Source organism: Pseudonocardia sp. N23, assembly GCF_002583555.1.
Classification (GTDB): domain Bacteria; phylum Actinomycetota; class Actinomycetes; order Mycobacteriales; family Pseudonocardiaceae; genus Pseudonocardia.
The window spans coordinates 204,463-215,983 of the sequence record NZ_BEGX01000057.1; the positions used below are offsets into that span (position 1 = coordinate 204,463).

The window sequence follows — 11,521 nt, forward strand, 5'->3', positions numbered from 1 at the left end:
TCCTACCGCGGGGTGAGCAGGTCCGCGTCGAAGCAGGTCCGGGTGCCGGTGTGGCAGGCCGGCCCCTCCTGGTCGACGACGACGAGCAGGGCGTCGCCGTCGCAGTCCAGACGCACCTCGTGCACGTGCTGGACGTGCCCGGAGGTGTCGCCCTTCACCCAGTACTCCTCGCGCGAGCGCGACCAGTAGGTGCCGCGGCCGGTGGTGAGGGTGCGGTGCAGGGCCTCGTCGTCCATCCACGCGACCATCAGCACCTCGTGGGTGCCGTGCTGCTGCACCACCGCGCAGACGAGCCCGTCGGCGTTGCGCTTGAGCCGCTTCGCGATCGCCGGGTCCAGCGCGGAGTCGACCACCCGGGCCGTCATCGGACCTCCACCCCACCGGCCCGCAAGCCGTCCTTGACCTCGCCGATGCGCAGCGTCCCGAAGTGGAAGACGCTCGCGGCGAGCACCGCGTCGGCGCCCGCGCGCACGGCGGGCAGGAAGTCCTCGACCTTGCCGGCGCCGCCGCTGGCGATGACCGGGACGTCGACGACCTTGCGGACCTGCTCGATCATCTCGATGTCGAACCCGGCACGGGTGCCGTCGGCGTCCATCGAGTTGAGCAGGATCTCCCCCACGCCCAGCTCCTGGCCCCGCGCCGCCCACTCGACGGCGTCGATGCCGGTGCCGCGGCGGCCGCCGTGCGTGGTGACCTCGTACCCCGAGGGGGTCGGCGGTCCGTCCTGCACACGGCGCGCGTCGACCGAGAGCACGATGCACTGCGAGCCGAACCGGCGCGCGCACTCCCCCAGCAACTCGGGGCGGGCGATGGCGGCGGTGTTGATGCCGACCTTGTCGGCCCCGGCGCGCAGCAGGATGTCGATGTCGTCGGGTGTGCGTACGCCGCCGCCGACGGTCAGCGGGATGAACACCTGCTCGGCGGTGCGGCGCACCACGTCGAGCATCGTGGCCCGCTCCCCCGATGACGCCGTGACGTCGAGGAACGTCAGCTCGTCGGCACCCTCGGCGTCGTAGACCGCGGCCATCTCGACGGGGTCGCCCGCGTCGCGCAGGTCGGCGAAGTTGACACCCTTCACGACCCGGCCGGCGTCGACGTCCAGGCAGGGGATGACACGGACGGCGACGGCCATCAGCCCGCCGCCCGGCCCTGCGCCCGTACGGCGGCGACGGCGGTGAGCGCCTCGGGGAGGGTGAACCTGCCCGCGTAGAGGGCCTTGCCGACGATCGAGCCCTCGATGTTCGCGCCGTCGGCCTCGGCCTGCGCCAGGGCGACCAGGTCGGACACCTCGGCGATGCCGCCGGAGGCGATCACCGGCGCCGGGGTGGCGGCGGCGACGTCGCGCAGCAGCTCGACGTTCGGCCCCTTCAACGTGCCGTCCTTGCCGACGTCGGTGACGACGTAGCGGGAGCAGCCGTCGGCGTCGAGGCGGGCGAGGGCCTCCCAGAGGTCGCCGCCGTCGGTGGTCCAGCCGCGGGCGGCGAGCCGGTGCTGCCCGTCCTTGATCTTGACGTCGAGCCCCACGGCGATCCGGTCGCCGTACTTCGCGATGGCCGCGGCACACCACGCCGGGTTCTCGATCGCGGCCGTGCCGAGGTTGACCCGGGTGCAGCCGGTGGCCAGTGCGCGCTCCAGCGACTCGTCGTCGCGGATGCCGCCCGACAGCTCCACCTGGACGTCGAGCCGCCCGACCACACCGGCCAGCAGCTCCGCGTTGGAGCCGCGGCCGAACGCGGCGTCGAGGTCGACGAGGTGGATCCATTCGGCGCCGTCGCGCTGCCACGCGAGGGCGGCATCGAGGGGATCGCCGTAACCGGTCTCGGTGCCGGCTTCACCCTGGACGAGGCGGACGGCCTGGCCGTCGGCGACGTCGACGGCAGGAAGCAACGTGAAACTCACGCGGCGAGCCTACCGAGACGCCACCGCGCCCCCGTTCAGCCGGTCAGCTCCGCGCGCAACAGCGCCGCCCCCGCCGCCAGCGCGGCCATCTTGCCCTCGGCCGCCGCGCGGGGCAGGTACTTCAGGCCGCAGTCGGTCGACAGCACGATCCGCTCGGGCGTGGTGTGCGCGAACGCGCGGCGGCCGCGGTCGGCGACGGTCTCGGCGGTCTCGACGGCGGGATCGGACAGGTCGATGACGCCGAGGATGATCGTCTTGTCCGCGAGGTCGGCGAGCACGCCCAGGTCGAGACCGGACTGGGCCGTCTCGATGGAGATCTGGTCGGCGGTGCAGCCGGCCAGCTCGGGCAGGAACGAGTAGCCCTCGGGCCGGGCGTGCACGATCGCGGCGTAGCCGAAGCAGATGTGCACCGCCGTCGTCCCGGTGACGCCGTCGAGAGCGGCGTTCAGCGCGGCGATCCCGTACTCGCGGGCGGCGTCGGGGCGGGCCTGCATGTACGGCTCGTCGATCTGCACGACATCGGCGCCCGCGGCGAACAGGTCGCGGATCTCGGCGTTGACGGCCGCGGCGTACCCCATCGCGGCGGCCTCGGGGTCCGGGTAGTGGTCGTTCTGCGCCTGCTGGCTCATCGTGAACGGGCCCGGCACGGTCATCTTCACCGGCCGGTCCGTCGCGGCACGCAGGAACTCCAGGTCACGCACCTCGATCGGCGCGGACCGGGTGATCGGACCGACGATGCGCGGCACCGGGTTGGCGTGCCCGGTGCGGTCGATCGCGCTGCCCGGGTTGTCGATGTCGATGCCGTCGAGTGCCGTCGCGAAATGGTTGGAGTAGCTCTCCCGGCGGATCTCACCGTCGGTGAGGATGTCGAGCCCGGCGCGCTCCTGGGCGCGGATCGCGAGCAGCGTCGCGTCGTCCTGGGCCTGTGCGAGCAGCCCGGGCGCGATCCGCCACAGCTCCTCGGCCCGGATGCGCGGGGGCAGCCTGCTCGACAGCTTGTCGCGGTCGATCAGCCATTCGGGCTGGGCGTAGCTCCCGACGAGCGACGTCGGCAGCAGCGGCAGCTCGGTCACGTGCTCTCCTCGTGGTCACGGGGCGCCGGTTCGGCGGTGTCCCCGCAACCGTAGGCCCGATCCGGCGCCCGGGCCGCGGGTCAGCCCTCGGCAGGTGGCGCGTCCGGCGCGGGTCCGGCCTGGTCGCGGCGCCGGGCCGCCCGTCCACGAGCGGCCGCCCAGCCGAGGCCGAGTGCGAGGCCGACGACGATCAGCAGCACCCAGCCCCACCACGCGATGCCGCCGAGCAGCGCGGCCAGCACTCCCGCGATCGCGGCGCCGACCGCCGTGCCCAGCGTGCTCGCCGTCGAGGTGCGGCGCCGCGACGTGGTCGTCGGGCGGCGGGTGGAGGTGGTGCGGCGGGTCGAGGTGCGCCCGGCCGAGGTCGACCGTGAACGGGTCGTCGGCGCCGGCTTGCGCTTCTTCGTGGTCACCGGGTCAGCCGACGACGTCGCGCAGCCAGTTGGCCAGCACCGTCGCGCCCGCGTCTCCCGACTTCTCCGGGTGGAACTGGGTGGCCGAGAGCGCACCGTTCTCCACCGCAGCGACGAAATCCTCGCCGTGCTGGGCCCACGTGACCATCGGCGGGCGCAGCACCTCGGACCCCTCGAGCTCCCAGCGCCGCACACCGAAGGAGTGGACGAAGTAGAACCGGGTGTCGGCGGGCAGCCCGGCGAACAGGACGCTGCCCTCCGGGGCCCGGACGGTGTTCCAGCCCATGTGCGGCAACACGTCGGCCTTGATCCGCTCGACGGTGCCGGGCCACTGGGCGCAGCCGTCGGTCTCCTCTCCCCACTCGACCCCGCGGTCGAACAGGACCTGCATCCCGACACAGATGCCCAGCACGGGCCGCCCGCCCGCGAGCCGGCGCTCGATGATCCGCGGGCCGCCCACGGCGCGCAGGCCCTCCATGCAGGCGGCGTAGGCGCCGACCCCCGGGACGACCAGCCCGTCGGCCTCCATGGCGAGGTCGGCGTCGGCCGTCACCGTCACGTCGGCGCCCACACGGCGCAACGCACGCTCCGCGGAGCGCAGGTTGCCCGATCCGTAGTCCAGCACGACGATCCGCGACACGCGGCAAGGATAGACGGACGCCGTCGACCGCCCCGCACCGCGACGCCGGACGCCCCGCGCGCACCTCACCGCTCCTGACCCGGCCCCGGGACGACCGTGGGGTTGCGCCCGGTCGTACGGCCGCGGATGTCGTTCCGCTGCCCCGGCGCCGGTCGCCGACCCCCCGGCTAGAGCGCGCCCTTCGTCGAGGCGATGCCGGTGATCCGGGGGTCGGGCTCGGTGGCGGCGCGCAGGGCGCGGGCGACGGCCTTGAACTCGGCCTCGGTGATGTGGTGCGGGTCGCGGCCGTCGAGCACGCGCACGTGCAGGGCGAGGTGGCCGTGGAAGGCCAGCGACTCGAAGACGTGCTTGTTGAGCACCGTCGGGTAGTGCCCGCCGACGACGAAGCCGCGCATCATCTCCGGCTCGCCCGTGTGCACGGTGTAGGGACGGCCGGACACATCGACGACGCACTGCGCCAGTGCCTCGTCCATCGGGATCCAGGAGTCGCCGAAGCGGCGGATGCCCTTCTTGTCCCCCAGCGCCTGACGGATCGCCTGGCCCAGCACGATCGAGGTGTCCTCGACGGTGTGGTGCACGTCGATGTGGGTGTCGCCGTCGGCGTGGACCGACAGGTCGAACGCGCCGTGCTTGCCGAACGCGTCGAGCATGTGGTCGAAGAACGGCACGCCGGTGTCGACGTCGGCCGTGCCGGTGCCGTCGAGGTCGATCTCGACGGTGATCTTGGTTTCCTTGGTGGCGCGCTCGACGCGCCCGACCCGTCCGGTCATCAGCTGGTCTCCAGTTCGGTGGCGGCGAGCCCGGTGGCGACGGCCAGGAAGGCGTCGTTCTCCTCGGGGGTGCCGACGGTGACGCGCAGGTGCGCGGGGATGCCGACGTCGCGGATCAGGACGCCGCGGTCGAGGAACGCCCGCCACGCGCGGGGGGCGTCGGCGAAGCGGCCGAAGAGCACGAAGTTGGCGTCGCTGGGAACGACGGCGTACCCCGCCGCGGTCAGGGCGGCCATGACGCGGTCGCGTTCGGCCGAGAGCAGCGCGACGGAGGCGAGGGTCGCGTCGGCGTGGCGCAGCGCGGCCCGGGCGGCGGCCTGCGAGAGCACCGACAGGTGGTAGGGCAGCCGGACGAGCTGCAGCGCGTCGACGATCGCGGGAGCCGCGGCGAGGTAGCCCAGCCGGCCTCCGGCGAAGGCGAACGCCTTGCTCATGGTGCGCGACACGATCAGCTTGTCGCCGTGGGTGTCCAGCAGCCGGATGGCGCTGGGGTGCGAGGAGAACTCGCCGTAGGCCTCGTCGACGACGACGATCCCGGGCGCCGCGTCGACCAGCGCGGCGACCTCGTCGGGGTCGAGCGACTGCCCGGTGGGGTTGTTCGGGCTGGTCAGGAACGTGACGTCCGGCGCGATCGAGGCGAGGAGCGCGCAGGCGGCGGGGACGTCGACGGCGAACGCCGCGTCCCGGGGCGCGGGAACCCACTCGGTCTGGGTGCCCGAGGAGATGATCGGGTGCATCGAGTACGACGGCTCGAACCCGACGGCACGTCGCCCCGGCCCACCGAAGGTCTGCAGGATCTGCTGCAGGATCTCGTTGGAGCCGTTGGCCGCCCACACATTGGCCGCGGTGAGCGCGACGCCGGTGCGGCCGGAGAGGTACGCGGCGAGATCGGTGCGCAGGTCGAGGGCGTCGCGGTCGGGGTAGCGGTGCAGGTCGACCGCCGCGGCGGCGACGGCCGCGGTCACGTCCTCGACCAGCGCTGCGGGCGGCGGGTACGGGTTCTCGTTGGTGTTGAGCCGCACCGGGACGTCGAGCTGCGGGGCGCCGTAGGGGCTCTTGCCGCGCAGGTCGGCGCGCAGCGGCAGGTCCTCCAGCCGGACCTGTCCGCCCACTCCTTCCGACACCGCGGTCATCGCGCGAACCGTGCCGTGACGGCCTCACCGTGCGCGGGCAGGTCCTCGGCAACGGCGAGCGTCACGACCTGGTCGGCGACCTCACGCAGGGCGTCCTCGGTGTACTCGACGACGTGGATGCCGCGCAGGAACGTCTGCACCGACAGCCCGCCGGAGTGCCGGGCGCAGCCGCCGGTGGGCAGGACGTGGTTGGAGCCCGCGCAGTAGTCGCCCAGCGACACCGGCGACCAGGCCCCGACGAAGATCGCCCCGGCGTTGCGGACGCGCGCGGCGACCTCGCGGGCGTTCCCGGTCTGGATCTCCAGGTGCTCGGCGGCGTAGGCGTCGACGACCGCGATGCCGTCGTCGAGGTTCGCGACGAGGATCGTTCCGGACTGCGGGCCCGACAGCGCCGTACGGATGCGGTCGGTGTGCTTCGTGGCCTCGACCTGGCGGGCGAGCACCGCGTCGACGGCGTCGGCGAACGCTTCCGACGTCGTGACCAGCACCGACGCGGCGTCGGGGTCGTGCTCGGCCTGCGAGATGAGGTCGGTGGCGACGTGCACCGGGTCGGCCGTCCCGTCGGCCAGGACGGCGATCTCGGTGGTGCCGGCCTCCGCGTCGATCCCGATCATGCCGCGCAGCAGCCGCTTCGCGGCGGTGAGGTAGATGTTGCCGGGCCCGGTGACCATGTCGACGGGTTCGAGGTCGGCCCCATCCGTGTCGGTGCCGCCGTGGGCGAGCAGCGCGACGGCCTGTGCGCCACCGACGCCCCACACCTCGTCGACGCCCAGGAGCGCGGCGGCGGCGAGGATCGTCGGGTGCGGGAGGCCGCCGTTGTCGGCCTGGGCCGGCGACGCGACGACCAGCGACTCGACGCCCGCCTCCTGCGCCGGGACGACGTTCATGACCACCGACGACGGGTAGACCGCGAGGCCACCCGGCGCGTAGAGCCCGACGCGGCGGACGGGAACGAACCGCTCGGTGACGGTCCCACCCGGGACCACGTTCGTGACCAGGTCGGTGCGGCGCTGCTCGGAGTGCACCGCGCGGGCCCGGGCGATCGACGTCTCCAGGGCCGCGCGGACGCCCGCGTCGAGCGAGTCGAGCGCCTCGGCCAGCGCCGCGGCCGGGACCCGGACGCTCGCCGGGCGCACCTTGTCGAAGCGCTCGGTGTGGTCCAGCGCCGCCTCGGCCCCGCGCTCGCGGACGTCGTCGACGATCGGCCGGACGATCTCCAGCGCCGCGTCGACGTCGACCGCCGCCCGGGGCACGATGCCCCGCAGGACGGCAGGTCGGGGCAGCGGATCCTGGCGCAGGTCGAGACGGCGAAGCATGGGCATCAGGGTACTTACCGCAGGTCGAGCCCGAGATCGAGGGCGGTGACGGAGTGGGTCAGCGCGCCGACGGAGATGAAGTCGACGCCGGTGGCCGCGTAGGCGGCGGCGTCGGCCAGCACGATCCCGCCGGAGGACTCCAGCAGCGTCGCCGACGTCCCGCGCCGGCGCACGGCCTCGGCCGTCTGCCCGGGGGTGAAGTTGTCGAGCAGGACCAGCTCGGCGCCGAGGGCGAGGACCTCGTCGAACTGCGCGAGCGAGTCGACCTCGACCTCACAGGGGAGATCGGGCGCGAGCGCCCGGGCGGCCTCCAGCGCGGCGGACACCGATCCCGCCGCGGCGACGTGGTTGTCCTTGATGAGGACGGCGTCGCCGAGGCCGAGCCGGTGGTTGACCCCGCCGCCGCAGCGCACGGCGTACTTCTCCAACAGGCGCAGCCCGGGCAGCGTCTTGCGGGTGTCGCGGACCCGGGCGGGGGTCCCGGCGAGCGCGTCGACCCAGTGCCGCGTCGCGGTGGCCACGCCGGAGAGGTGGCAGAGCAGGTTGAGCGCGGTACGTTCCGCCGTGAGCAGCCCACGGACGGGCGCGCGGACGACCAGGGCCGGCTCCCCGGCGACGAGCGGAGCACCGTCCTCCAGCGACTCGACCAGCTCCCAGCCGGCGGAGCCGAGAACCTCGTCGAGCACCGCGCGCGCCACTGGCAGGCCCGCGAGCACACCGTCACGGCGCGGGGTGAACTCCCCCACCGCGACGGCGTCGGCGGGCACGGTGGCGGCCGTCGTGGCGTCGGGGCCGTAGCGCAGGTCCTCCGCCAGGGCGGTGCGGACGACGCGCAGCAGGTCGTCGGAGTCCGGGACGCCGATCTCGGTGGCCCCGCCGACGCCTGCGGCGATGCCGGTCATGCCACACCGGCCAGCGCGCCGACGCCGACGCCGACGACCGGCAGGCCGTCGCCGTCGAGTGTGACGACGAGGCTCTCCCGCTGCCACACGTCGTCGCGGTCGGGGAAGTCGGTGCGCACGTGGCAGCCCCTCGTCTCACGTCGGGTGCCCGCGGCGGCCAGCACGGCCTGCGCGAGCAGGGTGAGGGCGGCGTCCTCGACGCCGGCCCGGTCGGCGGGCACGACCCGCCGGGTGACGGTCTCGATCGCGTCGGACGCAGCGGCGAGCCCGGCGGCGTCGCGGCCGATGCCGGCCGAGGCGCTCATCGCCCGCTGCACGACGCGCCGCTCGGCGACGGGCGCCGCGGCGGGCCGGGCGACGGGGTCGGCGAGGGTGTGCCGCGGCCCGGCCAGGTCGGCGGCAACGGCCGTCGCCGCGCGCCCGCCGACGACGAGCCCTTCCAGCAAGCTGTTGGACGCCAACCGGTTCGCCCCGTGCAGCCCGGTGCGGGCCACCTCCCCGGCGGCGTAGAGCCCGGCGACGGCGGTGCGTCCGTCGACGTCGGCGACCACACCTCCGCACGCGTAGTGCGCGGCCGGGGTCACCGGGATCAGGTCGACGCGCGGGTCGATCCCCGCCTCCCGGCAGGAGGCGGAGACCGTCGGGAAGCGAGCGGCGAAGCCGTCGATGGTGGTGGCGTCGAGCCACACGCAGTCGGTGCCGGTGGCGGCCATGCGGCGGGTGATCGCGGCGGCGACGACGTCGCGCGGGGCGAGGTCGGCGAGCGGGTGCACGTCGGTCATGAAGCGGACGCCCGCGCGGTCGCGCAGGACGGCGCCCTCCCCGCGGACGGCCTCGGTGACCAGTGGGCGGCGTCCGACGGCCGGCCCGGTGTAGAGGACGGTCGGGTGGAACTGCACGAACTCGAGGTCGGCCGCGGTGGCCCCGGCGCGCAGGGCGAGTGCGATCCCGTCGCCGGTGAGGGCGGCGGGGTTGGTCGTCGAGGCGAACAGCTGGCCGTAGCCGCCGGTGGCGAGCAGGACCGCGGGCGCGCGCAGCAGTCCGGGGCGGCCGTGGTCGTCGGCGACCCAGAGCCCGACGACGCGGCCTGCGGCGTCGAGCGCGACGTCGAGACCGACGTGCCCGGTGAGCAGCGGCAGCCCGGCGGTCCCACGCGCGGTGGCGACCAGCGCGCGTTCGACCTCCGCACCCGTGGCGTCGCCGCCCGCGGGCACGACGCGGAAGGCGGTGTGGCCGCCCTCCCGGGTCCGCGCGAGACCTCCTCGTGCAGCGGCGTCGAACACCGCGCCCCGCGCCCGCAGGTGCGCGAACGCGTCAGGGCCCCCTTCGACGATCGCGGCCACCGCGCGGGCGTCGTTGAGCCCCGCGCCCGCGGTGAGGGTGTCGGCGATGTGCCGGTCGGTGTCGTCGCCGGGCACGTCACCGAGCACGACGGCGATGCCGCCCTGCGCCCAGCAGGTCGACCCGGCGTCGACGACGTCCTTGGTGACGACGACGACCCGCAGCCCGGCGGCGGTCGCGTCGAGCGCGGCCGTCAGCCCGGCCACCCCGCTGCCGACGACGACCAGGTCGGCGGTCGCGTCCCAGCCTGCGCCGGTGGTCATTCCCCACCGCCGGGGCGGCCGATGGCGATCATCCGCTGCACGGCCTCGCGGCCGCGGGCGGCGAGCTCGGGGTCGACGTGCACCTCGTCGGTGCCCTCGCGCAGCGACCGGACCAGCTTCTCCGGGGTGATCATCTTCATGTACGGGCAGGAGGCCCGCTCGTTGACCGCACGGAAGTCGACCTCGGGCGCGGCCCGGCGCAGCTGGTGCAGCATGCCGATCTCCGTCGCGACCAGCACCGACTTCGCCGTGGTCTGCCGGGCGGCGTCGAGCATGCCGCCCGTCGACAGGATCCTGACCCGCTCGGCCGGGACCGCACCCGCCGTCGCGAGGTAGAGCGCCGAGGTGGCGCAGCCGCACTCCGGGTGCACGAACAGCTCGGCCCCGGGGTCGGCCTCCGCCTTCGCGGTGAGCTCGGCCCCGTTGATGCCGGCGTGGACGTGGCACTCCCCCGCCCAGACGTGGATGTTGTCGCGGCCGGTGACCCGGCGGACGTGCGCGCCGAGGAACTGGTCGGGCAGGAACAGGATCTCGCGGTCGGCGGGGATCGACTCGACGACCTCGACGGCGTTGGACGACGTGCAGCACACGTCGGTCTCGGCCTTCACCGCGGCGGTGGTGTTGACATAGGAGACGACGACCGCACCCGGGTGCTCGGCCTTCCATGCGCGCAGCTCGTCGGCGGAGATCGAGTCCGCGAGCGAGCAGCCGGCGGCCGCGTCGGGGATCAGCACCGTCTTCTCCGGCGCCAGTATCTTGGCGGTCTCGGCCATGAAGTGGACGCCGCAGAAGACGATGGTCTCCGCGTCGGCCGAGGCCGCGATCCGCGAGAGCGCCAGCGAGTCCCCCACGTGGTGGGCGACGTCCTGGATCTCCGGAAGCTGGTAGTTGTGCGCCAGGACGACCGCGTTCCGACGGCGGGCCAGCTCGTGGACCTGCTCGGCCCAGTCGGCCCCCGTGACGGGCGCGTCGACGACCTGTGTCGGGCTCATCGGACACCTCCTCCTGTTTTCGCCTATCAATCGAAAACACGAGGATCGTAGCAGCCGCCGTCGCCCACCGGCACTGCCGACGTGACCAGGGCCTCATGCCGCGTTCACACCGCGGCAACCCGCGCGTACGCCGGCCACCCCGCGTGGACATGCGGCATACGCTGCGCACATGCCCGGCACGACCCCTCCCCGCGCCACCGGCCACGAGGTCCTCGCCGCCGTCCTCCAGGTCCGCGACGGCAGGCTCTGTGTCCTGGCCTGGCAACGCGGTATCGCCCCCGACGAAGGGCGCTGGGCTCTGCCGGGCGGCCGCCTGCGCGACGACGAGGACGTCGAGGAGTCCGTGCGTCGCCAGCTCGCCGAGAAGGTCGACCTGAGCGACGTCGCCCACGTCGAACAGCTGGGCGTCTTCTCTGCGCCCCAACGGGTCCCGGACGCGCGCGTCGTCGCGACGGCGTTCCTCGGGCTGGTCCCGTCAGACGCCGACCCGACCGTTCCCGCCGACACCCGGTGGCAGCCCGTCGACGCGTTGCCACCCACCGCCTTCGACCATGCCGAGATCGTCGCCGACGCCCTGGACCGGCTGCGCGCCAAGCTCTCCTACACCAACATCGGGTTCGCGCTGGCCCCCGCGGAGTTCACCGTCTCGGCGCTGCGCGAGATCTACGCGGGCGCGCTCGGACACCCGGTGTCGGCCACCAACCTGCAGCGGGTCCTCACAAGGCGCGGCCAGCTCGAGCCCACCGGCGCCGTCGCGCCACCCGGTCCGGCGGGCGGCC

At 74.3% G+C, this 11,521-nt stretch carries 13 protein-coding genes; 1 reads left to right on the plus strand and 12 read right to left on the minus strand.

All coding sequences use genetic code 11. The annotated features are described in order from the left end of the window. Positions 1–2: 2 nt before the first annotated feature. From hisI to nadA, 12 genes are all read right to left on the minus strand, one after another. A complete protein-coding gene (gene hisI / locus TOK_RS17730) occupies positions 3–365 on the minus strand; it encodes a phosphoribosyl-AMP cyclohydrolase (protein ID WP_098958978.1) in 363 nt (120 codons plus the stop codon). After that, on the minus strand, positions 362–1,132 hold the full coding sequence (gene hisF / locus TOK_RS17735; protein WP_098958979.1) for an imidazole glycerol phosphate synthase subunit HisF: 771 nt from the start codon (positions 1,130–1,132) through the stop codon (positions 362–364). Before hisF ends, hisI begins: the two co-directional genes overlap by 4 nt. Next, entirely contained in the window at positions 1,132–1,899 is a 768-nt protein-coding gene (priA, locus tag TOK_RS17740; RefSeq protein WP_098958980.1) for a bifunctional 1-(5-phosphoribosyl)-5-((5-phosphoribosylamino)methylideneamino)imidazole-4-carboxamide isomerase/phosphoribosylanthranilate isomerase PriA, read from the minus strand. The genes hisF and priA overlap by 1 nt, the downstream gene beginning before the upstream one ends. Before the next feature lie 35 nt (positions 1,900–1,934). Next, positions 1,935–2,972 carry a uroporphyrinogen decarboxylase family protein gene (locus TOK_RS17745; RefSeq protein ID WP_098958981.1) on the minus strand — a complete coding sequence of 346 codons (1,038 nt, stop codon included), beginning with the start codon at positions 2,970–2,972 and terminating at the stop codon, positions 1,935–1,937. 80 nt (positions 2,973–3,052) lie between these two features. Next, positions 3,053–3,385 carry a hypothetical protein gene (locus tag TOK_RS17750; RefSeq protein ID WP_098958982.1) on the minus strand — a complete coding sequence of 111 codons (333 nt, stop codon included), beginning with the start codon at positions 3,383–3,385 and terminating at the stop codon, positions 3,053–3,055. A 4-nt stretch (positions 3,386–3,389) separates the two neighbouring features. Further along, the gene (gene hisH, locus TOK_RS17755; RefSeq protein WP_098958983.1) at positions 3,390–4,025 is read right to left on the minus strand and encodes an imidazole glycerol phosphate synthase subunit HisH; all 636 of its coding nucleotides are present in this window, start codon (positions 4,023–4,025) and stop codon (positions 3,390–3,392) included. Positions 4,026–4,192: 167 nt separating this feature from the next. Then, complete coding sequence (hisB, locus tag TOK_RS17760) at positions 4,193–4,795, minus strand: imidazoleglycerol-phosphate dehydratase HisB (protein ID WP_098958984.1); 603 nt, start codon at positions 4,793–4,795, stop codon at positions 4,193–4,195. Next, positions 4,795–5,928, minus strand: a complete 1,134-nt coding sequence (locus tag TOK_RS17765) for a histidinol-phosphate transaminase (RefSeq protein ID WP_098958985.1) — start codon at positions 5,926–5,928, stop codon at positions 4,795–4,797. Before TOK_RS17765 ends, hisB begins: the two co-directional genes overlap by 1 nt. Beyond that, positions 5,925–7,244, minus strand: coding sequence for a histidinol dehydrogenase (hisD, locus tag TOK_RS17770; protein ID WP_098959090.1), 1,320 nt, complete (start codon positions 7,242–7,244; stop codon positions 5,925–5,927). The genes TOK_RS17765 and hisD overlap by 4 nt, the downstream gene beginning before the upstream one ends. Before the next feature lie 14 nt (positions 7,245–7,258). After that, positions 7,259–8,146, minus strand: coding sequence for a carboxylating nicotinate-nucleotide diphosphorylase (gene nadC / locus TOK_RS17775; protein ID WP_172457621.1), 888 nt, complete (start codon positions 8,144–8,146; stop codon positions 7,259–7,261). Continuing rightward, a complete protein-coding gene (locus TOK_RS17780) occupies positions 8,143–9,750 on the minus strand; it encodes an L-aspartate oxidase (protein WP_098958986.1) in 1,608 nt (535 codons plus the stop codon). Before TOK_RS17780 ends, nadC begins: the two co-directional genes overlap by 4 nt. Further along, a complete protein-coding gene (gene nadA / locus TOK_RS17785) occupies positions 9,747–10,742 on the minus strand; it encodes a quinolinate synthase NadA (RefSeq protein WP_098958987.1) in 996 nt (331 codons plus the stop codon). The genes TOK_RS17780 and nadA overlap by 4 nt, the downstream gene beginning before the upstream one ends. Before the next feature lie 169 nt (positions 10,743–10,911). Here nadA and TOK_RS17790 point away from each other — a divergent pair. Next, on the plus strand, positions 10,912–11,521 hold a 610-nt coding region (locus TOK_RS17790), incomplete at its 3' end, for an NUDIX domain-containing protein (RefSeq protein ID WP_253258444.1).